The 25,685-nt window shown below is 53.2% G+C and carries 20 protein-coding genes, 1 tRNA gene, 1 pseudogene and 1 riboswitch; of the genes and pseudogenes, 9 read left to right on the plus strand and 13 right to left on the minus strand.

Annotated features, from left to right (window positions below; all coding sequences use genetic code 11):
• Positions 1 to 3 precede the first annotated feature (3 nt).
• Positions 4 to 378, plus strand: coding sequence for a hypothetical protein (locus SH302x_RS00950; RefSeq protein WP_479366656.1), 375 nt, complete (start codon positions 4 to 6; stop codon positions 376 to 378).
• 62 nt (positions 379 to 440) lie between these two features.
• Here the strand turns inward: SH302x_RS00950 and SH302x_RS00955 are convergent, their stop codons facing one another.
• Both SH302x_RS00955 and SH302x_RS00960 read right to left on the minus strand, forming a co-directional pair.
• Positions 441 to 647: a type II toxin-antitoxin system HicA family toxin gene (locus SH302x_RS00955; RefSeq protein ID WP_479366658.1), complete on the minus strand. Its 207-nt coding sequence runs from the start codon at positions 645 to 647 to the stop codon at positions 441 to 443.
• Complete coding sequence (locus SH302x_RS00960) at positions 644 to 835, minus strand: hypothetical protein (protein WP_479366659.1); 192 nt, start codon at positions 833 to 835, stop codon at positions 644 to 646. The genes SH302x_RS00955 and SH302x_RS00960 overlap by 4 nt, the downstream gene beginning before the upstream one ends.
• Positions 836 to 1,177: 342 nt before the next feature.
• A riboswitch (glycine riboswitch) is annotated at positions 1,178 to 1,326 on the plus strand.
• Between the two features lie 88 nt (positions 1,327 to 1,414).
• On the opposite strand from SH302x_RS00960, the gene gcvP reads away from it, so the two are divergent.
• A complete protein-coding gene (gene gcvP, locus SH302x_RS00965; protein WP_479366661.1) occupies positions 1,415 to 4,261 on the plus strand; it encodes an aminomethyl-transferring glycine dehydrogenase in 2,847 nt (948 codons plus the stop codon).
• A gap of 158 nt (positions 4,262 to 4,419) precedes the next feature.
• Here gcvP and SH302x_RS00970 read toward each other — a convergent pair whose 3' ends face one another.
• Together SH302x_RS00970 and SH302x_RS00975 are read right to left on the minus strand one after the other, a co-directional pair.
• Positions 4,420 to 5,595 (minus strand): transglutaminase-like domain-containing protein, encoded by a 1,176-nt coding sequence (locus tag SH302x_RS00970; protein WP_479366663.1) that lies wholly within the window; start codon positions 5,593 to 5,595, stop codon positions 4,420 to 4,422.
• Between the two features lie 282 nt (positions 5,596 to 5,877).
• Positions 5,878 to 6,753, minus strand: a complete 876-nt coding sequence (locus tag SH302x_RS00975) for an NAD-dependent epimerase/dehydratase family protein (protein ID WP_479366664.1) — start codon at positions 6,751 to 6,753, stop codon at positions 5,878 to 5,880.
• A gap of 387 nt (positions 6,754 to 7,140) precedes the next feature.
• Here SH302x_RS00975 and SH302x_RS00980 point away from each other — a divergent pair, with 387 nt between their 5' ends.
• The 5 genes from SH302x_RS00980 (at position 7,141) to SH302x_RS01000 (ending at position 13,447) form a co-directional block, all read left to right on the plus strand.
• Entirely contained in the window at positions 7,141 to 8,265 is a 1,125-nt protein-coding gene (locus tag SH302x_RS00980) for a S1C family serine protease (RefSeq protein ID WP_479366665.1), read from the plus strand.
• A 74-nt stretch (positions 8,266 to 8,339) separates the two neighbouring features.
• Positions 8,340 to 9,554, plus strand: a complete 1,215-nt coding sequence (locus SH302x_RS00985; RefSeq protein ID WP_479366666.1) for a PDZ domain-containing protein — start codon at positions 8,340 to 8,342, stop codon at positions 9,552 to 9,554.
• A gap of 244 nt (positions 9,555 to 9,798) precedes the next feature.
• Complete coding sequence (locus tag SH302x_RS00990; RefSeq protein ID WP_479366667.1) at positions 9,799 to 11,004, plus strand: ATP-binding protein; 1,206 nt, start codon at positions 9,799 to 9,801, stop codon at positions 11,002 to 11,004.
• Between the two features lie 134 nt (positions 11,005 to 11,138).
• The gene (locus SH302x_RS00995; RefSeq protein ID WP_479366668.1) at positions 11,139 to 12,107 is read left to right on the plus strand and encodes an ABC transporter ATP-binding protein; all 969 of its coding nucleotides are present in this window, start codon (positions 11,139 to 11,141) and stop codon (positions 12,105 to 12,107) included.
• On the plus strand, positions 12,104 to 13,447 hold the full coding sequence (locus SH302x_RS01000) for an ABC transporter permease (protein WP_479366669.1): 1,344 nt from the start codon (positions 12,104 to 12,106) through the stop codon (positions 13,445 to 13,447). The genes SH302x_RS00995 and SH302x_RS01000 overlap by 4 nt, the downstream gene beginning before the upstream one ends.
• Before the next feature lie 9 nt (positions 13,448 to 13,456).
• On the opposite strand, the gene SH302x_RS01005 is transcribed toward SH302x_RS01000, so the two are convergent.
• The 5 genes and pseudogenes from SH302x_RS01005 to bioB all read right to left on the minus strand — a co-directional run.
• Positions 13,457 to 14,437 (minus strand): tetratricopeptide repeat protein, encoded by a 981-nt coding sequence (locus SH302x_RS01005; protein ID WP_479366670.1) that lies wholly within the window; start codon positions 14,435 to 14,437, stop codon positions 13,457 to 13,459.
• A gap of 130 nt (positions 14,438 to 14,567) precedes the next feature.
• Positions 14,568 to 15,137 (minus strand): hypothetical protein, encoded by a 570-nt coding sequence (locus SH302x_RS01010; RefSeq protein WP_479366672.1) that lies wholly within the window; start codon positions 15,135 to 15,137, stop codon positions 14,568 to 14,570.
• Between the two features lie 220 nt (positions 15,138 to 15,357).
• On the minus strand, positions 15,358 to 17,805 hold the full coding sequence (locus SH302x_RS01015) for a fused MFS/spermidine synthase (protein WP_479366674.1): 2,448 nt from the start codon (positions 17,803 to 17,805) through the stop codon (positions 15,358 to 15,360).
• A 290-nt stretch (positions 17,806 to 18,095) separates the two neighbouring features.
• A tRNA-Pro gene (locus SH302x_RS01020) sits at positions 18,096 to 18,170 on the minus strand.
• A 333-nt stretch (positions 18,171 to 18,503) separates the two neighbouring features.
• A pseudogene (gene bioB / locus SH302x_RS01025) lies at positions 18,504 to 19,508 on the minus strand (biotin synthase BioB); the annotation flags it as partial.
• Positions 19,509 to 19,944: 436 nt separating this feature from the next.
• On the opposite strand from bioB, the gene SH302x_RS01030 reads away from it, so the two are divergent.
• Positions 19,945 to 20,769: a hypothetical protein gene (locus SH302x_RS01030; protein ID WP_479366676.1), complete on the plus strand. Its 825-nt coding sequence runs from the start codon at positions 19,945 to 19,947 to the stop codon at positions 20,767 to 20,769.
• Between the two features lie 324 nt (positions 20,770 to 21,093).
• On the opposite strand, the gene SH302x_RS01035 is transcribed toward SH302x_RS01030, so the two are convergent.
• Positions 21,094 to 22,188: a 3-oxoacyl-ACP synthase III gene (locus SH302x_RS01035; protein ID WP_479366678.1), complete on the minus strand. Its 1,095-nt coding sequence runs from the start codon at positions 22,186 to 22,188 to the stop codon at positions 21,094 to 21,096.
• Between the two features lie 529 nt (positions 22,189 to 22,717).
• On the opposite strand from SH302x_RS01035, the gene SH302x_RS01040 reads away from it, so the two are divergent.
• Positions 22,718 to 23,467, plus strand: coding sequence for a gamma-glutamyl-gamma-aminobutyrate hydrolase family protein (locus SH302x_RS01040; protein WP_479366679.1), 750 nt, complete (start codon positions 22,718 to 22,720; stop codon positions 23,465 to 23,467).
• Between the two features lie 93 nt (positions 23,468 to 23,560).
• On the opposite strand, the gene SH302x_RS01045 is transcribed toward SH302x_RS01040, so the two are convergent.
• The 3 genes from SH302x_RS01045 to SH302x_RS01055 form a co-directional block, all read right to left on the minus strand.
• The gene (locus SH302x_RS01045) at positions 23,561 to 24,358 is read right to left on the minus strand and encodes a hypothetical protein (RefSeq protein ID WP_479366680.1); all 798 of its coding nucleotides are present in this window, start codon (positions 24,356 to 24,358) and stop codon (positions 23,561 to 23,563) included.
• A gap of 64 nt (positions 24,359 to 24,422) precedes the next feature.
• Complete coding sequence (locus SH302x_RS01050; RefSeq protein ID WP_479366681.1) at positions 24,423 to 24,563, minus strand: hypothetical protein; 141 nt, start codon at positions 24,561 to 24,563, stop codon at positions 24,423 to 24,425.
• Complete coding sequence (locus tag SH302x_RS01055) at positions 24,560 to 25,465, minus strand: DUF1559 family PulG-like putative transporter (protein WP_479366682.1); 906 nt, start codon at positions 25,463 to 25,465, stop codon at positions 24,560 to 24,562. The genes SH302x_RS01050 and SH302x_RS01055 overlap by 4 nt, the downstream gene beginning before the upstream one ends.
• Positions 25,466 to 25,685: the final 220 nt, after the last annotated feature.

The following is a 25,685-nucleotide window of genomic DNA, read 5'->3' on the forward strand; positions in this document are numbered from 1 at the left end:
ACGATGGCTAAGCAGTTGGCAAAGAAAAGCTCTGCGGCGATATGGCTATCGGCCGGGGCATTTACGCTCTTGATGGTTGTTGTGATCGGCTGGTGGCTCAGCAGCGGTCAGGTTCAGGTCAGCAAGCCTGGCTATGATTTCGCGATGGCGCTATTGTCGGCTTGCAATCAGCAAGATGAAGCTCGCGTGGCGAAGATCGCTGAGCAGATCCAACTCGATCGGGAAGCGGGGAATGTGCCGCGGCAGGATGCCGAGGTGTTATTGGGGATTGCTTCGCAGGCTCAAGCAGGTCGCTGGGCGGTCGCTGCCAAGTCGGTGCGGCGACTTCTGGACGCTCAAGTGAACTCTAGACTAGCGACATCCGGTTTGAGCAACTAATAAGAGTTGGTGCAAGGAATTCCAAACGCATTGTCGATAAATCTAAATCTTTCAAGGCTCTTCTACGAAAGCTGGTTTGCTCCTGGTTCATCATTATTGCTAAGCTTGCGGATAATGTGCCGAGCAAGATGTTCCTTGATTTCGCGGTGTCTTGGGACTGGTTGGGAGACACCTGTTTTCGGATTCTGATACCAATCGTGTTTTGCGCCGTGTCGAATGAGCTTGCATCCGATACCGTCCAGAATTCGGATTAGATCAACACGTTTCATGAAACAATCAGATCTTCAACGTGCCGAGCGCCTTGGATCGCGCCGCTTGAAAGGTCAGCGTAAAGGTCCGCGAGGTGTGCTCTCAAGTCCTCGAGGCTTTCGCCTTGCGTCCAGTAATCTGGATACTCTTGCAGATAGCCAAGCCATGTGTCGCCGTCTTGCCAAACTACAATCTTTACCACTTGCATCAGATAGCCTTTTTGCTGGTAAAACTGATCTAACGGATTTAGATCTGCCTTGATAACACCAATTATAGTCTGAATTGTCGCGATTGACTCTGGTCACGTCAAGATTTGCATTCGCTGGCGCGGGGGCGATTCAGATGCCAGAATCGGTTCGGTTCGCATAGTGACAACAGGTTTAATAGCATTCAAAATTTTTGTGTTTGTCGAAAACTTGCTCCGATACTACACTACAAGCGTGAATTGGATTTTGCGGGAGAGAATTAGACGGGCCAGTGCGTGCGTCTGATCGCCGAAGGCGCAATTGAAAGCCCAGAACCGCTCAGGTACCCCGAACTGCACAATCCGATATTCATCTCTGGAGAGCGATCCTCAAGCTAGGATCCACCGAAGGGGAAAGGCCAACGTAGGAACGCTTGCTTAAGTAGGAAACGCTTAAGCGACAAAACTTCTTGCCAACGCCGAGATCTCTCAGGTAAACGGACAGAGGGGCTGAAGCAATTGTTTGCCATAGCGTTCGCTATTGGGAACGAGTCTGCTTCGCACCTGTACGATCTTTGCCAATTTTCGCGTTGAGGTTTTTTCATGTCGAATGCTGCGCCCTTGTCGCCGTTTGTTGCTCGTCACATTGGTCCTCGCGATCATGAGATTCGAGAGATGCTCTCGTTGTTAGGATATGATTCCCTCGATCATTTAACCGACGCGGTCGTTCCCAATGCCATCGCATTGCGAGAGCGATTGCAGGTGGCGTCTGGCGTGAGCGAAGAGCAATCGCTGTCCGAATTGCGAGCGATTGCGGCCAAGAATCGTGTGCTCAAGAGTTTCATTGGCCAAGGATACTACGGCACTCACACGCCCAAAGTATTGTTGCGAAATGTACTGGAGAATCCAGCATGGTATACCGCTTACACGCCTTATCAGCCTGAGATCTCTCAAGGTCGATTGGAGGTTCTGTTTTACTTTCAAACGTTGGTTTGTGAGTTAACGGGCATGGAAATTTCTGGAGCGTCGCTGCTGGATGAAGGCACTGCGGCGGCCGAAGCGATGACCTTGTGTTTGCGATCTGCCAAGAAGAAGGCAAATATCTTTTATGTAGCCCAGCAGTGTCATCCGCAAACGATCGCATTGATTGAGACTCGAGCCAAACCGTTGGGTATTGAAGTGCAGCGTATCGACCAACGCCACGTGCCGACCGATTGGTCCGCAGCGTTTGGCGTGTTGCTGCAATATCCAGCCACCGATGGAGCGATCGATAGTCTTGGCGATGTTGCATCCAGTGCCAAGTCCCAGCAGTGTATGGTCGTGGTGGCGACAGACCTACTTGCATTGACGCTCTTGAAACCGCCAGGGCAATGGGGGGCTGATGTCGTGGTGGGGAATGCTCAGCGGTTCGGAGTGCCATTAGGTTTCGGTGGCCCGCATGCTGCATTTCTGGCGACCAAGGATGCTTATAAGCGCACGTTGCCTGGCCGTCTGGTTGGACAATCCGTGGATTCCCATGGCAAGAAGGCTTATCGATTAGCGCTGCAAACGCGCGAGCAGCATATCCGTCGTGAGAAAGCGACCTCCAATATTTGCACCGCGCAAGCTTTGCTGGCGATCATGTCAACTTTGTATGCGTGTTATCACGGACCGCAAGGTTTGCAGTCCATTGCAAGTCGCGTGCATAGCTTGACCATGCGGTTGGTGCGGTCGTTGAAGGCGGCGGGGTGGGAAGTGTTGAGCGAGCAAGTCTTTGATACCATTACCATTCGGACTGGCGAGCGAACGCAAGCGATTTGTCAGGCTGCCGAGTCGGCTGGATGTAATCTTCGACGATTCGATGAGCAGCACGTGGGGATCTCGATCGATGAGACTACTACACCCGAGGATTTAGTGATGCTCGCGGAAGTTTTTCAGGTGGCTTTGCTGACGGCGTCGGCTGATTCAGATAAAACCAGTTTAGATGAAGCTTGTTTTCGCACCGACGCATATCTTAGCCAGTCGGTCTTCCATCGTTATCGCAGCGAAACCGAGATGATGCGTTACTTGCGTCGACTCTCTGAGATGGATATCGCATTGGACAGAGCAATGATCCCACTGGGCTCTTGTACGATGAAGCTCAATGCGGCTTCGGAAATGACACCGGTGACATGGCCAGAGTTCAACAGCATTCACCCATTCGCACCAGCGGATCAATGCACTGGTTATCGGGAGATGATCGCATCGCTGGAAGCGATGTTGTGTGAGGTCACAGGCTACGATGCAGTCTCGTTGCAACCCAATGCAGGATCGCAGGGCGAGTACGCGGGGTTGCTGGCGATCAAGCAGTATCATGAATCTCGAGGCGATTTTGCACGCGACATTTGCTTGATTCCAAGCAGTGCGCATGGCACCAACCCAGCCAGTGCGCAGATGGCCAACATGCAAGTGGTCGTCACCAAATGCGACGAGTATGGGAACGTCGATGTCGCGGACTTAGAAGCGAAGATTGCGGCCTATCCGAATCGTATTGCCGCGATCATGATTACGTATCCATCCACACACGGTGTATTCGAAGAAGTCGTCACGGAGGTCTGTGAGAAGATTCACGCCGCGGGTGGCCAAGTTTACATTGACGGCGCGAACTTGAATGCGTTAGTTGGTGTTGCCAAACCAGGGAAATTTGGTGGCGACGTGTCGCACTTGAATTTGCATAAGACATTTTGTATTCCGCATGGTGGCGGAGGGCCGGGGGTGGGGCCGGTGGCGGTTCGCGAGCATCTGGCGCCTTTCTTGCCCAAAGATGGCGTGAATGCAGAGCGAACGGGGCCGATTGTCAGTTCTGCTCCGTTTGGCAGCGGCAGTATTTTGCCCATATCGTGGATGTACATTCGCATGATGGGAGGCGATGGTTTACGTCGAGCGACGCAAGTTGCGATCTTGAGCGCGAACTACATCGCTCATCGGTTGAAGGACAACTATCCTATTCTTTATACCGGGCATCGCGGCTTGATTGCTCACGAGTGCATCATTGATACGCGTCCGATGGCAGATCATCATGTAACGGCAGAAGACATTGCCAAGCGTTTGATCGACTTTGGTTTTCATGCACCGACGATGTCGTTCCCTGTGGCGGGGACGTTGATGATTGAGCCGACCGAAAGCGAGTCCTTGCAAGAGTTAGACCGTTTTTGTCGCGCGATGAATTTGATCTATGCCGAGTATGAGAAAGTGCGCGATGGGGTATGGCCGGCTGATGACAACCCGCTGCACAATGCGCCGCATACGTTAGATTCGATCCTAGATGGAGAATCGCTTGTTTACTCGCGACGCGAAGCGGTCTGTCCGGATGCGCAAATGGATTACAGCGTGAAGTACTGGCCGCCGGTGGGCCGAGTGGATAATGTTTACGGCGACCGCAACTTAGTATGCGCGTGCCCGCCGATGGAAAGCTATGCGGCTGCTGACTAGCCGCGAAGCAGAGAGAAGTGCGCTCAATCGTTGTTTGTAGTACCGGCTTTAGCCGGACATGCTTGCGGAAAACTCAAGCTAATTCCGGCTAAAGCCGGTACTGCGAACAATAGTTAAACAAACCTTGACCTCGTTGGCCTGCTTTGCAGGGGCATAGGTCATTCCTGAGCTTTTTGCTCAGCGCCGTCTTGGAGGTTTTTGATCTCTTCATGCAAGGGGCCAAGATCTTGGATTTGGCGAATCGAAGGAGGGACGCTGCCTGACGGGCGATACTTGCAGTTGAATGTTTCAGCGAGGTAGCGGACTTCTTTTTTCGATTCCGGTGTTTTGAAGCGATCGCCCTTTTGCAAGATGGGACGGTACTCGTTCATCTGTCCGAACTGGCGATCGCCAGCGACTTGGCAAGGATACCAAAAGCCATTGCCCTTAGCGTCTTCGAGATAAAACTCAGGGTAGCAGTGGTCAGGGATCCAAACGCAGCGGGCTGGGATGTTGCTGGCGCGGCAAATTGCGATAAAGACACTCGTCATCTCTTCGCAGTCGCCGGTGCCATCGCGCAGGGCTTGGGTGCTGGAACGAATTTCGCCCGGTTGGTACTGGATTTTTTCTCGCACATAATCGTAGATTGCTTCGACATGTTCCCAAGCCGTTTCATGCCCAGCATCTCGAATCTCGGCTGCTATCTGTCGAATTTGGCGTGTTTTCGTTTCAATGTAAGGGCTATCGCCTAGATAGATGGAAAGCTCTTTGTTGCGTTGCGGATTGCGAGGCAGCAGCAGCAGCGAAGGATCGGCAGGCGGTTTAATAAATGATTTTTTGATGCGAACTGTACCGATCACATCAAAGACATCGTTGGGGCTCATGCGTTCCATGTCGATGACGATTTCGCCAGCACCTTGCTTTTGTGGTCTGAGTTGATAGCGAGCGAACTGCGGCATGTCGAAGCCGACAAGTTCAACTTCTTGTTCAGGCCAAGTCATGGGGAAGGGCAGTGTTGCATGCAGCGCTGTGCAGTAGTTGTCGCCGGCACTGAAGGTTAGCCCAAACCGCATTTCCATAGTCCGCGTGGCCCAGTAGTTTGGTCCAGCGGCGGCCAGCGCCGCGCTGTCTGCGTCCTCCGGTGGGGTCGTTGAGTCGGCCTTTGAATCCGGTGCCGTTTCGTCGCTGGCGTCCGCGTCTGCGTCGAACTCCGCGGCTTGTTCGCTATCGCTGCTGATATCTGGCTCGGAATCAAGCGGCGATTGCTGAGCCATCGCGGTCGTGGAAAGCCAAGGTGCGGCACTGCCGAGCGAGAAAGCGATGAGTAGCAGGAGAGAGAGGTTGCGCGACGACATGGACTAAGCCTGTGTAAATACGAATGGCTACGGGTAAATGCAATCAGACCGGTACGATTCCATTCTAGTTCGATTCGGCTAGGAATACGAAATATTTAGGTCGCGAAGACATCTTGTTGAGGCAAAGCGATCGCCATTGCGGTGAACTTCGCTCGTTTGAGGCGGGACGTTTGGGGCTAATCGCTACGATATGCTTAATCGCTACAGAGTGGATCGTTGGGGTGCTATGACCGTTGGCGGCTTCTCGATTGAAGTTGTTTTGTGGACTAGCTGCGTTCTTGCTTAGAAGTTCAGCAGTGAGCGCAGTCCCGCTTGATAGTCGGCAAATTGGAGGTTCATGCCGAAGTCCGATCGCAGTCTTTGCGAGCAGATGCGTTTGCTGCCTTGGCTTCGCGAGCGAATTTTTGGTTGCGACGCGCCCTCGGACGGCTGATAGCGGGGCTTGGGAGCTTGGATAGCGTCGGCGAGGAACTCATAGTACTGGCGACGCAGTACGGGATTGCCGTCGGAGATGTTGTAAACCGAATGCGTTAGTGTGGTCGCGTTTGACACGTGCAGCAGAATGTTCGCTAGGTCATCGACATGGATAAGATTCAAATACGAGTCGGGGTCGGCAGCGATGGGGACATGGTCGCGAAGCGCTTGGAGATTGGGCACGCGCTCGGGGCCGTAGATGCCAGCGGGGCGAAGGATGACCGCCTGCGACGAGAAGTTCTGCCTCAGCCAATTCTCTGCGTCTAGTGCGTTTTGGGAACCGGGGCGATCAGGCGAGCAAGGCGAATCCTCTGTGGTCCACTGTCCAAGCGACGAGCTGGCGTAGACGCCGGTGGTCGATAAGTAGACGATTCGCTGTGGAATTCCGTTCAGTTGGCTTGTGATGCGGGCTAGACCATGCGTATGTCGATTGGTGTTGGAGTTTCCGCTCGCTTCTCCTGGTTTGTGAGATACGCAGCATACGAGAAGGTCGGCACGGGCATCTGGTGGCAGAGCGGCTTGGTCGTCGCACCAGTCCATCTCATAAACGTTTTGGACAACATTGGCCGCTTGGACCGCAGCGGCATTGCGGCTGACGACATCGACTTGGTGGCCGGCCGTTTGGGCTAACCGGGCGAAACGCGAACCAACGTAACCGCACCCTAGGAGAATAATTCTAGCCATCAGTTCGCTTGCATTGAGGGTGGATGTTGAGGGGGAATTCGTTGAAAGGACAGTTGGATTCTATGGATTGTGACGGTTAGCATGGCGTTGGCGGATATGCTGGAGTTGTGTTCTAACCTGAATATCCTTGGTGCCAAACAACAGAAATCGCAAGTCAAGAAATTCTGTGGACAAAAAGGGTGGTATTTCGGATGGAAGTTGCGAATAATCGTTTTGCGAGGCTAGCTACGTCAGAAGATCCAGCATTTGCCAGATTCTTGTTGACTGTGGTTTGACTATCATAGATCATAACCTAGTTGCCGAACGCGGTTGCAAATGAGTTGCACTGCTGCTGGGAAGGACCCCCTCATCCATTTCACTTGCATATCAGACAAGTAGGTGCGGGCCTTGAAACAACCAGTTAAGCTACCGAAGTTTCTGCGCGGATGTCTCATCTTGCTGGGGCTGGGAATCAGTCTTGAACCTGCCGCTGCGCAGCAATCGGTTTCTGTCGCCCCGCCTGAGTCTCAGACCGTTACTTCAATGAAGCTAGCGGTTCCAGCCCTGCGCTCTGGCGGAATTTATGAAGGCGTTACGGCTGTCGATTTGGAGCCCGGCTTAGAATCGATTCTGCGCGGGCAAGAGCCACGCACCATTACCGAATTGGTAGCGTTGGAAAAGCAGCAAGTCAAAGTTGCCAAGAAGATAGCCGATGTCACAGTGAATATTTTGCAAGGCTCCGCGCAGGGCAGCGGAGTCATTGTTACGCCGGAAGGTATCATCCTGACGGCCGCTCACGTCGCAGGTCGGCCAGGTCGCGACGCAAAGATCACTTTCTCTGACGGTCGTGTCGTTTACGGCAAGACGTTGGGCATGAACCGATCGGTGGACGCTGGGTTAGTAAAGATTGTCAGCACCAATCAAACGCCTTGGCCTCATGCGTCTCTGGGCGAGGTCAGTGATGCTCGGCTTGGGCAATGGGTTATCGCGGCCGGACACCCAGGTGGATACGATGAAAGTCGTCCGCCTGTAGTTCGCATTGGCCGATTGTTGGACGCGATGCCCACCACACTGGTCACCGACTGTGCGTTGATCGGCGGCGATAGCGGCGGTCCGCTGTTTGATATCAGCGGTCGGTTGATCGGGATCCACAGTCGAATTGGATCTCAAGTTGCTGACAATATGCATGTTCCCGTCTCCATGTATCGCAGTAGTTGGGATCGAATGGTGAAGGGAGAAAGCTGGGGGACGTTGCCTGGGCACAAGCCAATTATTGGAGTTCGAGGTTACGCGGATGGCCCTTCATCCAAGCAAGCGACGGTTGAAAAAGTCATTGAAGGTGGACCTGCAGATCGAGCTGGTATCAAGGTCGGTGACGTAATTACGAAGTTTGATGATATCGAAATCAAGACGTTTGAGGATTTGATTGTCGCCGTCGAAACGACGACACCTGGCGAGCGAGTCAAGGTTCGTTTGTTGCGTGACGGTTTGCCGATGGAGATCCGATTGATCGTGGGACTGGAGTCGAATTAGCCGTTCGGCTGGAAGAATTTTACTGTGCTTGAATACCATAATCGTGCCCCGAATGCCTAACTGTAATTGATCAGATGAAACGAAAACTAGTACGAACTTTCTTGATTGCTCTGGGTGCGGTTTGTCCGTGGATCGATGGAGCGTTTGGTCAAGAGACTGCTGGCGGCTTCATGTCTGCCGGTGAGGTGCGCAGTCCGTTTGCCGAGCGATTGGTACAAGAAGGAAACACCGCCACGCGTTATCGCTGGAGTTACGATCTGCCGGGCAAGAGTCCCTATCAACGCGGGCACTACACGATCTTGCGGACGTTCCGTGACGTAGTCGGCAAGCACTTTGAATCGACGGTGCGTGTCCTTCAAGACGAACATCAATTGAGTTTGGGTGTGGTCGTTGACCAACGGGGATGGCTGATCACGAAATCGAGTGAAGTCCCCGACGGGGAACTGGCGGTTAGGCTACCTGATGCCAGTCGCGCTGCTGGACGCGTTGTTTCAAGACGACCAGACTTGGACTTGGCATTGATGAAGGTTGATCGCGAAGGGTTGACGGTCATCCAGTGGGATCGAGAAAGTATCGCAGATGTAGGGTGCTTTATTGCGACTACCGACTCGCGGCCTTTGCCGTTGGCCATTGGAGTCGTCAGTGTGAAACCTCGCACCATCCGCGCCGGGCAACCGGTCCTCGGAATCCGTTTGGATGAGTCGGATGCTGGCGTAATCGCTGCTCGCGTTTTGGATAACGGGGGGGCTGCCAAAGCTGGGATTTTGGAGAACGACGTTATTGTTGCCATCAATGGAACTCCGTCAAAGTCCCTGCGTTCGATCCAAAGCATGATTAGCTCCAACCGGTCGGGCGATCGTATCAAGGTGTCGATTCTTAGGAACGATAAACAACTAGAGTTGGTCGCTCAGTTGACGGACATGAACGTCGTCTTAGGCGATCCCGAAGAGGCAGAAGTGAACGGGCAGATCAGTGCTCGGTCGACAGACTTCCCAACTGCGTTTCAGCACGACACGGTTTTGCTGCCGAACCAGTGCGGTGGACCGTTGGTGGACTTGCATGGGAAAGTCGTTGGATTGAACATCGCCCGCGGCGGTCGAGTGCATTCCTACGCCTTGCCAATGGACGTGGTCGTCCCAGCGGTAGAAGACATGCTCCGTTCGGCTTCCCTAGCCCTAGGCCGTCGCACCGATGGAGACAATGTCTTGGTCGACAGCAACCATGCGGACGCTTTCGCGAAATTTACAGGTAAGGACGAAGCGACCTTGTTACCAGCCTACACCAAGTAGTAGCTGGATCGGTCCGGACAACTTCGGCTGCATTTGCGGTCGCTTGGCAGGTCAAGCCTCTATGGGGTAGGATCTTAAGCAAGATTCACGGTCACTTTCCATGGCTTCGCAGGCTGGTGATGAGGTGAAAGGAACGTTGGTAAAGTGCAAGAATTCTCTTGCGCGGTCCGTCAGTAACGTTACTTTTGGATGTATAATCGGCAGTTCGCTGAAAGAGTATTTGCTTCGCAACGATTGAGTAGTTATGCCGACGACACTGACGATTGTGCTATCCACTGGACAAAGCCGAAATCCAGAAAAGCGGGCGTTGGAAGATTCCGTTGTCAAAGCGGCTAGTCAGCGAAGCGATGTCCGCGTCTTGGTGATCCCTCACTTGTATGACTTGGTTGCCGAAGGACCAAGTATGCAGCAATTGCGTCAAGTGACCGGACCGATTGTATTGCTGTCTTGGCTTTACGAACGAGCTGCTCACTGGGTGTTAGATCGATTAGGCGTCCAGGGGCAACTGACACCGACCGAACTGAGCGAGCAAGAAGAGGAGTCTGACGAGCAATCCGAAGATGACTCTGTGGAGGCTGCTTTGCCAGCGACCTCTGTTTTGCCAGACCGTCCGCAGCGCGCGATCCACTGCATTGACCTGCGGGTCAGTCAGAAGGAAAGCGACTACATCGAAGAACTGCGTCGGCTCGCAGATTTCTATCAGTCCAGTGACCAGTTTGCGCCGCTGCCGGCTGGGGTGGCTCAAATCAATGGGGCGGCTCAAATCAATGGCGCTGCTCAAATCAATGGCGCGGGCCATGCTCCAGCGGTTGGTGGTGCACAGACACTGACGCTGGCCAATCTCTTTATGGGTGATTTGGACAGTTTGGCTGCCCCCGCAGTTTCGCAGACCGAACTGCCAGCAGCGACTGTGCCAGCCAGCGAACTTGCGATTGGCAATCTGCAGCGAGTGGATGAGCATCCGACGCGGCGCTGGTATCCGGTGATTGACTTTTCTCGCTGCACCAACTGCATGGAGTGTATCGACTTCTGTTTGTTTGGGGTCTACGGAGTGGACGCGGGTGAAAAGATCTTGGTGGAACAGCCGGATAATTGTCGCAAAGGATGTCCGGCATGCAGCCGAGTTTGTCCCGCCAATGCGATCATGTTTCCGCAACATAAAACGCCAGCCATTGCAGGTTCGGCGGCTGGCGATGCGAGCTTCAAAATCGATTTGTCGAAATTGTTTGGAGCTCCAGAGACGGATGAAGACGCCATTGCCGTGGCTGCGCGAGAACGCGACGAGCAATTGATCCTGGCGGGGCGAGCGGCAGTGGGAATGCCAGCAAAAGACAACGGCGTGGTCCAGACGCGGACGACAGCGGTAATTCGTTCGCAATGGTCGGCAGAGGCGTCGGAGCGTGATGGGCTGGATAATTTATTGGACCAGTTGGACCAATCGGACATCTAGCCCTGCATTTGGGCAAGCTTTCATTCTGCGCTTCGTGCGGCAAGTCCGTTGGCAATATTTCTTGCGTTGGGTTGCTAATTCTGCTAACAGTTAACCTTCCAGCGGAAGTTGCGAAGCATCAGAAAAATACGCCCATGCAAAACCTATTTGATCCCGAGGAGTTCACCGAACCGGCAGCCAATGCTAGCAAACCGCCTGCGCTCAGTTTAGTCGATGTGCAGAAGAGTTTCGGAGGCCAGCAGGCGCTGCGTGGCATTACCATGTCCATTGTCGAGGGCGAGCAGGTAGCATTGCTGGGGCCTAACGGTGCAGGCAAGACAACGCTGGTGCGTTCCATCTGTGGGCGTTGCAGGATCGACTCTGGCAGCATCGAGCTTTTCGGCAACTCGATCGATCAGGCCGATGCGCTGAGCATGCTGGGCGTTGTTCCGCAGGACTTAGCGATCTACGGTGACTTGACCGCGAAAGAAAATCTTGAGATTTTCGGACGGCTGCATGGCATCCGTGGTCGGTCTCTAAGGCGGCGGGTTGAATGGGCGCTGGAATGGATTGGCTTAGCAGATCGCCGCCATCATCTTACCAAGACCTTTTCTGGCGGGATGAAGCGACGCGTGAATATCGCTTGTGGTGTGCTGCATGCGCCAAAGCTGTTGCTTTTGGATGAGCCCACTGTTGGAGTTGATCCGCAAAGTCGCCAACGCATCTTCGATATGTGTGATGAACTGGTTGCGGAAGGCACCACGATCGTGCTGACCACACATCATTTAGACGAAGCGGAAACGCGTTGCGACCGCATTGTCATTGTCGATCATGGCAAAGTCGTAGCCAACGGTTCCATCGAGGAATTGATTGCAGCGACCGTTGGTGATAGCACTCGTTTAGAGTTTGTGATTCAAGGCTTGTACGATCATGGGATTCCAGAGTTGACGTATGACCAAACGACGAATGTCTATCATACGTTGATTCGAACGGCAAGCGAAGAGATCCCCCGTTTGTTAGCCCAAATCCAAGCCTGTGGCGGAGAGATTTCAGACATGCAGATGCATCGGTCGGATCTCAATCAAGTATTCCTTCATCTTACGGGGCGTGATCTACGCGAATGATTTTTACTGTAGTTCGAATCAGTTTGTTGCGTCTTTGGCATAACCGCGCAGAACTCATGCTGACCTTCGTTGTGCCGTTGATCTTCTTCAGCATCTTTGCGTGGATCTTTGGCTCGCGAGATAGCGCGACAGGTACACCACGGATTAAGATTGCGATCGCTGATTTAGTGCAGTCGGAGCAGTCGCAACAGATCGTAGACAACTTAAGTGAATCGCAGTCGTTGAGAATTGTGGACGAAGTGGGCAAGAGTACGGCTGCAGCGAAGGATTCTCCCAACGAGTTTCGAGGCAGTAAGCTTGCCAAAGACCGACAGGCGGCCGACTGGGTACGACGCGGTATCGTGACGGCGGCGGTGGTGATTCGATCCAAGGCCACAGAGCAAGCTTCGCAAACGACACCAGCGGCTAAGAACGATCACCTGTTGAGTATCGAAGCGGAAGTGCTTGCAGACTCCTATGATCAAGTTGCATCTCAAATACTGGGAGCGCTGGTTCAAAAGGCATTACTTTCTTCGCAGCAGAAGCTGGCGGACGAGCTTATGGAACGGCAACGTTTACAAGCCTCGGCGCAGGCCGCCGTTTATCAACCGAATGTATCGCCGTCGTCGATTTCGCAATCGTCTATATCGCCGGCGTCTGTGGAGCTGGTTTCTGCCAATGTGACAAATGGCAAGCCTGCGGTCTCGATGGAAATCCCCGAAGTCACTGTCCGCGATGTGTTGGGTGAAAATAAAGTCAATCCAGTGATTGCCATGTATGCGGCTGGGATAGCCGTGATGTTTTCCTTGTTTAGTACAACAACATCCAGCGGTTCACTGCTAGAAGAGCGCGAGAACTCCACGTTGGAGCGATTGCTGTGCAGCAAGCTATCGGTTGACCAGTTGCTGATGGGCAAATGGCTTTACCTCAGTGCATTGGGCTTCATGCAGATTACGCTGATGTTCTTGTGGGGTTGGGCTGCGTTTGGAGTTGACTTGTTCAATCACTGGGATGGATTTTTAGTGATGACCATTTGCACCAGTGCAGCCGCAGCAAGTTTTGCCTTGATGATCGCTACAGCCTGTCGGACCCGTATGCAACTGGGCTGGCTGTCAACGATCATCATTTTGGTGATGAGTGCTTTGGGAGGCAGCATGGTGCCTAGGTACCTGATGAGCGAATCGGTACAGCGCGTTGGCATGTTCACGTTCAACGCATGGGCGTTGGAAGGGTACAACAAGGTCTTTTGGAGAGACCTGAAGATTAACGCCTTGAGCAATGAACTAGCGGTCCTGATGGCCAGCGCGTTCATGATGTTGGTGGTAGCGCGAGTCCTAATCAGTCGCTGGGAACGCGACTAAGTTCGTATGTTATCGATTGACCGACCCGGTTTGCGTTGGCGTTGTACTCATTACGGCGGTCGCTTGTTGATAAGCTTGGCCCGCCTGCTGATAGACGTTGCTCACGCCTTGATAAGCTTGTGTTGCTTGTTGATACGAACCATAGGCCTGTTGGGCAAACGCACTGTTTTGCAGTGAGCCCATCAGCTCGCGAGCAGGTTGCAAGTTTGGATCGATTTGCAGAGCTGTTTGAAGGTATTGCTGTGCGACGGGGATATTCTTGCGAGAAGCGTACAGGTAGGCAATTTGGTAGTTCGCCATGGCTGGTGTTTCGACTTGCTGCATTTCTTGCAAGGCCGCGGTGGCTTGCCCCTGGTCCAGCAGGACAGAGGCCAGTTTCTGGCGATGAGCGCGGCTCTCGGGCTCGAGGTTAACCGCTTTTTGCAACTGGGCCCGAGCTTGATTGAGGTTGCCACTATCGGCGTAGACCTGAGCAAGTTCCGTGTAAATGACGGTGTTCTTGGAGTCGACTTGTTCTGCCTTTTGGTAGAACTGGATCGCTTTTTCGGTATTCTTTTGACGATTGGCCAACCGCGCGCTACCGAGGATCGCGGCAATATTGTTCGGTTCAATCTCCAGGGCTTTGTTGTAAGCTTCTTCCGCTTTAGCCAAATTGTTGGCGAATTCGTAGTTGGCAGCGGAAGCGACGTACAGCTCAGGACCAATCACAGGCGGTTTGCCCGTCAGCGAAGTTGGATCGTTTTCGTCGGTCGTTCGCATGGGGTTAGAAAAAGCGGAAGTCACCATGGTTTTGGTTTTGGACATCGCAGACCCCGCCGCGGTACCCATGGTGCTGAACTGACTCTTGACTACACGACCTGTTTCGCCAGCCTTGGTGACAACCGCAGAAGTGCCCGAGGAAAGACTGCTCGTCAAGCCCGTGCCTGTGGTGGACATGCAGCCTATCGAAGAGGCAACCGCAAGAAGCAGCGTGAGTTGAGTGATTTTCATGTTCAAGCTACCAAGAGAAACCGTCGAACGACCGAAACACATGCAAAGTTATTTCGGTTGTTCGCGTCTTGAGGCTTGAAACGTTTCTGCGGATCAAATCAGATTGCGGATAACAGTCGTTGAGCCAGCATTAGTTGCTGATATTCATTTGCTGCTGGCTAGCTGGTGAGTTGAGCCCATTGAACTTGGGTAGTACCGGGGCTGGCATCGCGCGGTTCATACCGCGATTGATCAGCGTTTGGACTTCGCCGGAGACAGAAAGATTGTCTTGATCCGTCACAAGAATCTCCGGCAGCGGCCCGACGGGGATCATCTGCGAAACTGCGATCTGGACAGCTTCCACGCGGGAAGCGGTCTCGGCGGGCGACTCGCCTTTGAGCACGAACAGAACGCGGCGATTCGAAGGAGTCTTGTTCAGCGTGACGGCGATCTTTTGCAGACCTGCGTCGGTTAGTGCGCAAGATTCGTCGAAGAACGTTGAGCCGATCGTGTTGAACTGTCGCCAGCCGTTGTTCTTTTGAATCTCAAAAGGAGTTGAGACCGCTGCCGCATCCACTCCGCGAAATGGTTGCGGCCAAGCATTGTTTCGTAAGCGATCGACGTGCATCTCGTGGTGCAGCTCTGGCCAGCCAGCTTCCACTGCCGTCGCCGTGAGACTCGTTAAAGTCAGCGCGCAAGAAATCTTTGCAAGTATGTTCATTTAGCCAGCAATCCTTCGCAAATGGAAACGATTTCGAGCGACAACCGTTGGTCCGATGACCGGTCCGGAAAGTCATCGATATCATGTCTGTCATCGACCAGAAGAGTGGTCAGCTTGTTGTAAATGCAGTTGCCAAGAACAATTTGCAGAACCGTAACATTTTATCCTTCGAGCAGCGGGCGGGCTAAGTGCTTGCTCAAGTTCAACCGTTCACGAGTGTTCATGGTACTTGGTGCGTTAGTCTCAATGCGCGAATGAGACCTGCGCGTGTCTCAGCAGAGGATTGGAATAGATCTTCTGGGTATCGGCGATAGGATGCGAATTCGCGAAAGATCAAAATCTCCATCGATTGGCTGGAGTTAAAGCCTGCGAGATATTGCAGCCGTAGGTTTCGGTCGCGATTGATTTCCGCGTCAGCAAGCCAAGGCTTTATGCCATGGGCTTGTCCTGCATAGGTAGAAAGCAGGTCGAAAAGGCTCGCAAATCCAACCTCGGATAGGGACATGGCCACCGCAGCGTGGTCCTCGCGGCCAAGGGATTCCACTAGCTGGTCAATATTGATGGAGTTGGATTCGGAGTGTCCCAACAGCACAGTATCGTAACCATCCCCTTGTTGATCATTGCTCCAAATGGTGCTCTCTGGGAAAACTTCAAAGAAGGTCGCGAACTCACTTTTTACTACGGCAGGGCTACTTTCGTACAGAGGTACCCACTGAGTGACCAGCCCGCCTGCATTGAGTCTTGCTTTGCACATCTCGAAGTACTCGCGCGTATATAAACTTGCTGCGCCTTTCACCCAAGGATGAATGGGATCCGATGTGATGATGTCGAACTTCTCCTTGCCTGTAAGCATGTAGTGGCGAGCGTCGTCATAGATGATTTCTACTCGTTTGTCCGTCACCACGTGGTGGTTTTCGTATTGGAAGTATTCGCTGATCACTGGAGGGATCAGTGGTTCCAGTTCACAGATCACAATTCTTTCGATGCTGGGGTGAACGACAAAGCTACCTGCTGTAACGCCGGCTCCGCACCCGACGATCAATACCGACTTGGGGTGGGGATGAAACAGGGCAGGGATATGCCCCAGCATCCGCTGCAGACGCATGTCCTGAGGGAGGCTTGAAGCTTCCACTTTTCCACTCACATGGAAGCTGCATGAATCATCATCGCCAAGTGTAATAGCGATCGACGAGTTCATACCTTCGCCTGCATAGACCACATCGCGGGTTCCAGCATATTGTGGCAGATAGCGGCCATGTGCGATCAACTCGCCGGGGGTAGGAGCGACGCGATAGACAACAGCGGCCGCGATTGCCAGTGCGCAGCCGAATGCAACACTAGGGACCACCGCGCTAGCCATCGAGTTACCCTTATAGTTTCGTACGATCAGTGGTATCAGTGCAACGGCCGATGCAACGATCGCAAGACTCATCAAAAGTTGTTGTGCATGTTGGCTACCTAACAACGGCAGTAGCCAGACGCTGAAACCGGCAGCGCCGAAGATGGCACCGATGGTGTTGATCGCGTAAACTTTACCGACTAATTTGCCGGTGTCCCCGCCGGACGCTGCGGCTCCAAGTGCTAACGGAAAGCTCGCGCCCCACAAAATGGCGGGTGGCAAGATGGCCCACGCACATCGCACGATATCTAGCTGAAATAGATCCCAAGGGCTACGCGTGAGCAACGGGCTGATCGGCCAGTAAGGCACCGATTGGGTTAGTTGATAAGCCGTCCAAGCGATCGCAGGCACCAGCAACAATTGGCACAAGCCGAGTGCGGCACGAGGGTTCCGCAATCTGCCAATGGTCGCGCCCCAGCCGCTTCCAATTCCAAGCCCGATAAGGAACACTGCTAAAATGATTGAGAAGGCGTAAACGGTCCCGCCAATCATGAGGGACAACAATCGAGTCCATACCACTTCTGCGCCCAGTGCACAGGCGCCCGAAAGGGCAATCGCCAAGTACACTCCCCAGTGCCCAGCCGATGCCCCAGCCGTCGCTTCGCTGGCCGCAGCAACTCGTTTCTGCGAGTCCGATTCGCTTTGCCAGTAACGTCCGATGAAGAGAGCCAGAACTGCGACGGCCACGTTGATTCCGGCTGCGCAGAAGCTGGCTGTCGGCATGTCATATAATCGCAGCAGGTAATAACCCGCAAGTAGACATCCTCCGACAGCCCCTGCAATGTTGCCACCATAGAAGTAACCAAGCCACGCCACACCACTAGGACTGGATTCAACAGCTCTTGATACCGCCGGCAACGTCGCGCCCATCAGAATCGTCGGTGGCAGCAGAAACATTGCCGCGACCAAACTGCGCATAACAAGGTCGTTTCCGCCGCTGGTCATACTGGAATATACGCTATGAACATATGGCAAGCCAAATACGACGCCAATTCCCACCGCAGCAATTCCCAGCTCAAGCATGGCGTAAACATACAGAGGGTTTTGGCGAGGACTGATGACATAGGGCAGCAATAGGCTCCCCAGGCACATCCCTCCCATGAATGTCCCTAGCAGGACTCCTAATGAGATCGCTGAACTGCCGATGACAAACTGCAACAGTTGAAACCAAACAATTTCGTAGATTAAAGCAGCGCAACCGCTACCGACAAACAAAGCCAGCATCAACGGCAAAGCCGAAGCTGCCGCATTTTCTCGGCCAAGTGACATTATATTTTCCAAGAAGATAAGCGCGCCTAAGACCAATCACAAAGCCGTTTTAGCCGCTGAAGCAAGATTAGTAGGGGGATGGCAAACCCCGTAACGCGACAAAGGTTTCGACTATTGTCGGACCCGAAGCAGATGAAATCAGGTATGTACACAGATTGAAGCACCTGCCGCTTATAACGCAGTTGTAACTACTGCTGGGACAGACTGACGCCGGCAGATTCGCGGCTAATGATCATTTCAATGAGAACGCCCTCTGGCCTGACGACCAAAGGGCTTATTTTGAAGGAAAGTCGGGGTGATAGGATTCGAACCTACGACCCTCTGGTCCCAAACCAGATGCGCTAGCCAGACTGCGCTACACCCCGATTGTTTTGTGATCTAAACCGCAAAGGATTTCTTGTGCCGTCAATAATGACAACGCTACCGCAAAACAGGTTCGATGTTGTAACGGAAGGAACCTTTTGCTGCAACGTGAAATCATAGCGATTTGAAAGAGAATTCACCGGAATTCAGTTTCTGCAACCCGCATGCTCGCAACCAAGCAGCCAGATAGTGGGGGAATCGATACCCAAGCCTCGCTCGATGAGCTATCGAAATCGCTAGCTGCACGACGAGCAACCGCCGCCCGAAGTTTGACAAGTGGAGGACTCGCTGCCAGCCGGAGCACCAGCGGTCGCCGAGGCCATTTCCATGCCTAGCTCCGTTTGGCCTGTAATAACGAAGCCTAAATCGGCGATCATTTGATAGTCGGCTGAGGGGGCTTGCCCCTTGGTGGTGAGATAGTCGCCAACAAAAATGCTGTTGGCGGCGTACAAGCCCATCGGTTGGAGGCTGCGGAGATGCCGCTCTCGACCGCCAGCAATCCGCAATTCGCTCTTGGGATTCACGAATCGGAACATACATAAGGCTCGCATGCAATCTCGCGGCGACAAATACTCGTTCTTCTCCAACGGCGTACCATCAACGGCATGCAAGAAATTCAAGGGAATGCTCTCGGTTTGCAGTTCTCGCAAGTCAAATGCCATATCAATGATGTCTTCTAGCCGTTCCCCCATGCCGATAATGCCGCCACTGCACAGTTGCAGACCAGCTTCACGCACATTCTTAAGCGTTTCCTTCCGGTCAGCGTAAGTATGCGTGGTACAGATTTTTTCGTAGTAATTCTCGCTGGTATTCAGGTTATGGTTCACTTTGTCGACGCCAGCCGCTTTCAAGCGATCGGCTTGAGCTCGCGTCAAGAGTCCCAGGCAGGCGCAAACGTTTAAGCCATAAGTCTGCTTAATTTCCGGCACGATCGTTTCCACTGCCTTCAACTCGCGTTCGTTGGGAGCGCGGCCGCTGATCACGATGCAATAGGTCTTGGATTGTCGCTCGGCGGCTAATTTCGCCCCTTCCATCAACCGCTGACGGTCCAGAATCGTGTACTTGGGGACCGGAGCGTCGGATACCTTCGACTGCGAACAGTAATGGCAGTCCTCAGGACACAGTCCACTCTTGGCATTCATCAAGAAATACAATTGGACCGTGTTCCCAAAATATTCGCTGCGGATGCGGTAAGTAGCATTCAAAAGCGGCAGAAGCTCAGCATCCACGCTTTGTAAAATTCGCAGCGCTTCGCTGCGGCTGACGCTGTAACCATCGAGAACCGATGCCGCTAGTTGGTCAAAAAAGTGGATATCCGAAGTAATAGTAGAGTCCAGCATCGGTCTGAATCTTGAAAGAACGGGTGATGACAACGACAGAATGGAAAAACCAAAGCACGCTCGATCCGCCTGCGAAGCATGCTAAAGCTTACTTACTTCCGCGTTTCCAAGAAGGGTTCTTTTTCCTCACGAGGGTGGTTTGTCACCCGAAAAGGATCGCGACAAGTGGTAAAGCGACGAAAAATTCAAAAAGTTACCGATTTCGCGAAACTACTGGGCCACGAAATGGTTTGTCGAACTTAAGCCTATCCGAAGGCGAAAGTTTTCGGGATGGTGTGTGAAAGATAAGCTAAATACCCTAAAATCGACGCTGTGGTGTTTTGACGTTCCTTGGCATAAGGGGCTCAGGTAGTTAGTTATCGTAATTGGCCAAGCTGTCGACGGTTGGTCGCGGGTCTTTTCAAGTTATCGGACGCTTTTCGCGGGGAGTAAGAAAATGAGTAAAATTTCCAAGTTTTGGGCACTGCTAGCAATCGCTCTTGTGAGCACGACGTGGGTAGCCGACTGTTTTGCGCAGCCCCCAGGCGGCGGGCGTGGTGGTTTCGGGGGTCGCGGCCAAGGTGGCGGCATGGGTGGTTTCGGTCGCGGCGGTATCGCTGGCCTGCTACGCATGGAAGAAGTCAAAGCAGAACTAAAGGTCACCGAAGAGCAGGCCGCCGAGATTCAAAAGCACTCGGACGATGCTCGCGCTTCCATGAATTTCGAGGGCATGCGGGAAGCCAGCGAAGAACAGCGCGAAAAAATGATGCGTGAATTCCAAGAGTCCATGGAAAAAGTCGACGATCAGTTGGCCTTGGTGCTCGATCCTGACCAGTTCGATCGTTTGTTAGGTCTGTACGCGCAGCAAACAGGCGCTGAATCATTGACCAACCGACATATTGCCGGGGCATTGGGTCTGAGCGAAGAAACCGTGGCTAAGCTGAAAGCCAAGCAAGAAGAACTGCGTCCCCAAGGCTTCGGTCGCGGTGGTCGTGGTGAAGGTGGCCGTGGTGAAGGTGGCCGTGGTGAAGGTGGCCGTGGTGAAGGTGGCCGTGGCGGTCGTGGTGAAGGCGGCCGTGGTGCTGGCGGACCTGGCGGCGGTGGATTTGACTTCGAAGCGATGCGTGAGCAAGCCGAAAAAGCGCGTCAAGAACGCGATGACGCTCTGCTGGCCATCCTGAGCCCAGAAGAAAAAGAGAAATTCGAAAAACTCAAAGGTGAGAAGTTCGATTTCCCACAATTCGGTGGCTTCGGCGGCGGCCGCGGTGGTCGCGGGAACTAAGCGATTCAGCTAACGCCTTCAAAGGCAAATGCCAAAAATTCTACAGCCTTCGTGATACCCACGAAGGCTGTTTTCGTTGCTAGCCCGCAAGTGTGGCAAAGGTTGTTTAACCGCGTGCCCAACGGGCCGCGCTGATGACTTTAGACTACGACGCGGGGCGATGCCCAACGCGGTTAAACGCTATACCGTTCAATATTGTTCGTAGTACCGGCTTTAGCCGGACGTGCCTGCGGAAAACTCAAACGAATTCCGCCTAAAGGCGCTACTACGAACTACTGAGCCCGCATCGTCGAACGGTATTGCCGCTAAACGAAACCTGCAGGCTTACCTGGCAATTTGTGCGTTAGCTGCCAGATCGATCACCTTAGCTCGTACATTCTGCAGATCAGCGGCCAGCATCACGGAATTGATGCCCGAACCGATGCCCAACAGCGCTGTCGGAGCCGCATAACTCAACGCCTGACGTTCGATCCCTATCGCTACCGCCGTCGGCAAAGCGACCGAACCGGTATTGCCCATGATCGGATAGGTCGCGAAATCGGATTCAATCGGCAAACCCAAACGCTCCAGGATCTTCCGCTGATGTGCTTGCCCGACTTGATGACTTACGCTGCCACCAAAATCAGACGCTTGGAGCCCCGACTCTTGCAGAAGTGCTTCAAACGTCGCCGCCCCGGTCTCAACGCCCATCTCCAGCAGTTTCTCCGAATCAGTGTCCATCAACGGCTGCATCGCCGAGCCTGCTTGGTCGGTGTCGGAGACGCACAGATCACAGTGCTCGGTATGCGACCTGGCGACCGCACAACGCAAGTCACCGCCGCCCAACTTGCGACGATCTCCGATCAGCCATGCGCAAGCCCCCGAGCCGATGGTGAGCGACGCAAACGCGGACTTGATCGAGCTGCGCGTGATGCTGGGATCATCGCACAGCATCGCAATCGTGGATTCCATCAGGCCCAGCGAATTTTCTGTTCCCACGGCAATTCCCGCCGTGATGACCCCTTGTTCAACCAAGTTCGCTATTTGGACGGTCGCGTTCAGCAAGCCCAAGCACGCGTTGGAGACGTCATAGACCCACGCACTCCGGGCCAAGCCCAACTTGTGATGCACTCGGCAAGCCGTCGCGGGCTCCAGGAACTCGCGGCAGACACTCGCATGAATCAAAGCTTCTATCGTGCTTGGCGCAAGCCCAGCGGCATCGATCGCGGCCTGTGCGGCTTGGATGCTGCAATCGCTTAATCGCGTTCCAGGCAACCACACGCGACGCTCGCGGATGCCACTGGCGAACTCCAAACGTCCTTCAGGCAAGCGTAATCGCTGATAAACAGGGGCCAGACGCTGCTCGATCTCTGCAGAAGTCACAACGCGGGGGGGGAGAACGCATCCGACGGAAACGAGGGACGCAAACTGGAATTTCATAAGCGTTTGGATCGAGCTAACGTAAAAACATAAGAATGCTGCTACCACATCTCGTGTGGCAACAACAATTCTGGACGAAATATTGATTATTTATGGACATCGAAAATCGAGTCGCTAGTTTATCGCTCATCGTGATTTCGCCAATTGTGACACAACGAAGACCGCTGTGGATTGGTGAATTAGCTTCGGCTGGACACACGTGCTCAGAGCAGTGAAGCTCGGCAATACGATTCAAAAGCGACTTTGAATTGTATCGTGGAAAGATCAGATGAGGATGGCCAATAATGCCTGGGATACCCCAACGTTATTTTATCACTCTTCCCCGCCATATTCTTCAGAAGATCAATTCTTCCCACCCTCGATTCTCTCAGGGGCCCTGTTTCTTGAATCAACCTTGGCTGCGAGATCGCCTGCAGTACCAACTCGATTCCGACACTCTGAAATTGGCAAACGGCTTTTCGCTGCTAGTTGATATGCACGCCACTTCCAGTGCAAGCTGATCGTTTTTTTCTTTCGAGGGATCGTCTACATGCAATCTAAACCACTGATCGGGCTGAACGCAGATTTTCGTGATGCTAGTTCTGGAAAGCCAGCATTCAGTTTCTTAGCGGCAGGGTACTACGACGCAATCATGGCTGTTGGTGGAATTCCGGTGATTGTTCCACCGATGGCCGATGAAGAGATGGTTGTTAGCGTATTGGACCGACTGGACGGATTCGTGTTGACGGGCGGACCAGATTTGGACGCACGCAACGATGGTTTTCATCTCCATTCATCCGCCAAACTGATGTCGTCTCGTCGTGAAAACTTCGACCGACTATTGGCTATGGAGATTCGCGAACGACGTATGAGCGTATTTGGTATCGGTGTTGGTTTCCAATTGCTCAACCTGATCAACGGTGGTGAACTGCACTACCACATTCCTGTCGATGTGCCTGGCGCATTGCCTCACTTTGATGTCCATGATCAATTCCATCGCCACTCGTTGGTGGTTGAAAGCAACTCGATCGTTGGCCGTGCTTACGGGGAAGGCGAAATTCGCGTCACCTCCCAGCACCACATGGGTATCGCTCGACTGGCCGATGGTTTCCGCGCCACGGCCACTTGCCAAGACGGCATCATCGAAGCCTATGAAAGTGAAATGATGGATTGGTTTGCTATCGGAACGCAATTCCATCCTGAATCCAAGGCAGCCAGTGCTTTAGATATCAGCATCTTTGAAGAGTTTGTTGAAGGCGTCAAGCAGCGCTGCGGCGAGAAGCTGCGTTTGGTCGCTTAATCTGATCTGAATCAACCGCGGAACGGAGTCTGCGGGCTGAACCATGACTTGGTAGTACGATTGCTCGTTGATACACATCAACGAGCCGGCCAGTCACGATGATTTGCGGCGGCGCTTGATGGTAACAGCCAACAGCGCCAGCACGACCAGAATATTGCCAGCGACGATGATTCGCTGCCACGTCCAAAAGCTGGGCTGGCGTTCTAGATACGATTTAAACGAACCAGCATCGATCGTTAAGCGTTTCAGCAGCATCTTTGCCGGCGTGTTGCCACTGTCTTGACGTGTACTCCACACGTCGATGCCTCTTATGTTGTGCTTTGGGCAATTATCGATGCGATAGACTTCACGCAGGCCTGCTTTGTCTTGAATCGAAAAGATCGCTGTGCTGCCCTGCCGCTCAATAACAAGACTTCCTTCTTGTTGTACTCGATCGTTGAAGACTTGATATTTGGGCGGCATACCTTGAGCCATATGGTCCACCGAAGTCAACGTCGCTTTACCGCCTTGAAAGACAATCTGATTTAGCTTGATCTGCGTTTGTTTGGGATCATCCAAGTGAACGGTAAAGATTAGCCCTTGGCCCCAACCGGAGGCCGGTGCATTCAACTGGTCAATGCGAAAATCCAGTGACGCACGGAAGTCGCCGCAGCAGGCCAACAGCATCTTAAACCCCGCGACGCCCGTCGGTCGATCTGCTACATCCGCTTGTTGTTCAATCAACATGCCTGCGGGAGTAAAGCTGATTCGATCGACACTCCCTCCTGGTGGGGAAACGACTTCGACAATCGGTTCACGCTGGGCCGTCGCCAAATTGATCACCAGTTGCTCCGCCAAGCTAGTACTGGTCAACAGCACGCAAGCAACCACAGCAACAATAAAACGGTACATGATAAAACTCAAATCTTGCTCGTTAAAAAATCGCAAACCTTTACAGGCCTATCTCGTTTAGCCGTCAGCCGTCAGGCGTACGCTCTTTCGGAGCAGTAAGCAGTAAGCAGTAAGCAGTAAGCAGTAAGCAGTAAGCAGTAAGCAGTAAGCAGTAAGCAGTAAGCAGTAAGAACTCGCCACTCGCCACTCGCCACTCGCCACTCATTCTTCATACCTCTCAAACTCCCCCCCATCGGGGCTTAAGCTTGCTCGCATCACTTGCCAATCGATGCTATGGCTAACAAACTGCGTCCGGCCATCAGCGGCGGCAAAGACAGCGCCGTCGCGATGGGCCGATCCCCAGTTCTCTTTGTAAGCGACCCCAACTCCATCCGAGACGATCGTGATGCCGGCTCGAGCGGTTCCTTTAGAACCACCCGAAAAGATAGGTTCATCCCAGTACCAATTCGTGCTGCGCTGGACGCTAGGATCATGCGCTTTCTCACCGATGAGGAAGGTACGTGACAAGCCATCGGTGACGCTGGCGGCATGCAAGATGAACGGGAAATTAGTTGCAATACGAGCGTTCGCACAGTAGTCGGTTTTCGTCCAAGCCCAACCGCCGGATTCATAATTACCGAACTCGTCGTTGATGGGGACTGCTACATTTCGGCGGCTGCGTGAGGGGCATTGGAACAGCGGCTGAGGTCTGCGGAATTCGACGTTCTGATAAGCGGTTGCTTCTTCGATAAAAGGCAAGATCGAATAAGCCCAGGAGCCGGTTTGGTTCATGGGCAGCGTGGCAGGTTTGCCGACTCCCCAGCGGTACAGAAAACCTGCATCGAAATCATCGGTGGAGATGACGACGTCTTGACCGGTGGTTGATTTGATCGTGTTGCCTGGCAAGAAGCCACCGTTGCTGGGAAAGTATTGATACGTATCGACGTGTTGAGTCACGGCTAGGGCTAGTTGGCGCATATTGCTTTGGCACGAGATGCGTCGCGCGGTTTCACGAGCGTTGTTGACTGCTGGAGATAGCAAGCTGACCAGCAAAGAAATGATTGCGAGCACGGTTAGAAGCTCGATCAAGGTAAATCCAGAACGCGAAACTGCACCGGAGTCTTTCATGGTGTCACCTGAGGAGAGATTGACAAGCGATAGTCTTAGCATAGCAACCGCTAGCGACGCATGCTAGTTCGTAGTACCGCCTTCAGGCGGAATTCAATCAGCATAGCAAGCGAGCGTTATTGTTTAGAAACGATACCACATGGGTTGGAACAACAAGCAAGCTTGATAGCACCAGCAGGCCCTCTGATCGCACTATGTCATTGCTTTTTATTATGCGACG

This window comes from Njordella calcicola (assembly GCF_056494125.1).

Excerpts from the sequence above, each read along its gene's own strand:
- SH302x_RS00950 (WP_479366656.1), top strand. The coding sequence starts at position 4 with ATGGCTAAGCAGTTGGCAAAGAAAAGCTCTGCGGCGATATGGCTATCG.
- SH302x_RS00955 (WP_479366658.1), bottom strand. The coding sequence starts at position 647 with ATGAAACGTGTTGATCTAATCCGAATTCTGGACGGTATCGGATGCAAG.
- SH302x_RS00960 (WP_479366659.1), bottom strand. The coding sequence starts at position 835 with ATGCAAGTGGTAAAGATTGTAGTTTGGCAAGACGGCGACACATGGCTT.
- gcvP (WP_479366661.1), top strand. The coding sequence starts at position 1,415 with ATGTCGAATGCTGCGCCCTTGTCGCCGTTTGTTGCTCGTCACATTGGT.
- SH302x_RS00970 (WP_479366663.1), bottom strand. The coding sequence starts at position 5,595 with ATGTCGTCGCGCAACCTCTCTCTCCTGCTACTCATCGCTTTCTCGCTC.
- SH302x_RS00975 (WP_479366664.1), bottom strand. The coding sequence starts at position 6,753 with ATGGCTAGAATTATTCTCCTAGGGTGCGGTTACGTTGGTTCGCGTTTC.
- SH302x_RS00985 (WP_479366666.1), top strand. The coding sequence starts at position 8,340 with ATGAAACGAAAACTAGTACGAACTTTCTTGATTGCTCTGGGTGCGGTT.
- SH302x_RS00990 (WP_479366667.1), top strand. The coding sequence starts at position 9,799 with ATGCCGACGACACTGACGATTGTGCTATCCACTGGACAAAGCCGAAAT.
- SH302x_RS00995 (WP_479366668.1), top strand. The coding sequence starts at position 11,139 with ATGCAAAACCTATTTGATCCCGAGGAGTTCACCGAACCGGCAGCCAAT.
- SH302x_RS01000 (WP_479366669.1), top strand. The coding sequence starts at position 12,104 with ATGATTTTTACTGTAGTTCGAATCAGTTTGTTGCGTCTTTGGCATAAC.
- SH302x_RS01005 (WP_479366670.1), bottom strand. The coding sequence starts at position 14,437 with ATGAAAATCACTCAACTCACGCTGCTTCTTGCGGTTGCCTCTTCGATA.
- SH302x_RS01010 (WP_479366672.1), bottom strand. The coding sequence starts at position 15,137 with ATGAACATACTTGCAAAGATTTCTTGCGCGCTGACTTTAACGAGTCTC.
- SH302x_RS01015 (WP_479366674.1), bottom strand. The coding sequence starts at position 17,805 with ATGTCACTTGGCCGAGAAAATGCGGCAGCTTCGGCTTTGCCGTTGATG.
- SH302x_RS01030 (WP_479366676.1), top strand. The coding sequence starts at position 19,945 with ATGAGTAAAATTTCCAAGTTTTGGGCACTGCTAGCAATCGCTCTTGTG.
- SH302x_RS01035 (WP_479366678.1), bottom strand. The coding sequence starts at position 22,188 with ATGAAATTCCAGTTTGCGTCCCTCGTTTCCGTCGGATGCGTTCTCCCC.
- SH302x_RS01040 (WP_479366679.1), top strand. The coding sequence starts at position 22,718 with ATGCAATCTAAACCACTGATCGGGCTGAACGCAGATTTTCGTGATGCT.
- SH302x_RS01045 (WP_479366680.1), bottom strand. The coding sequence starts at position 24,358 with ATGTACCGTTTTATTGTTGCTGTGGTTGCTTGCGTGCTGTTGACCAGT.
- SH302x_RS01050 (WP_479366681.1), bottom strand. The coding sequence starts at position 24,563 with ATGAGTGGCGAGTGGCGAGTGGCGAGTGGCGAGTTCTTACTGCTTACT.
- SH302x_RS01055 (WP_479366682.1), bottom strand. The coding sequence starts at position 25,465 with ATGAAAGACTCCGGTGCAGTTTCGCGTTCTGGATTTACCTTGATCGAG.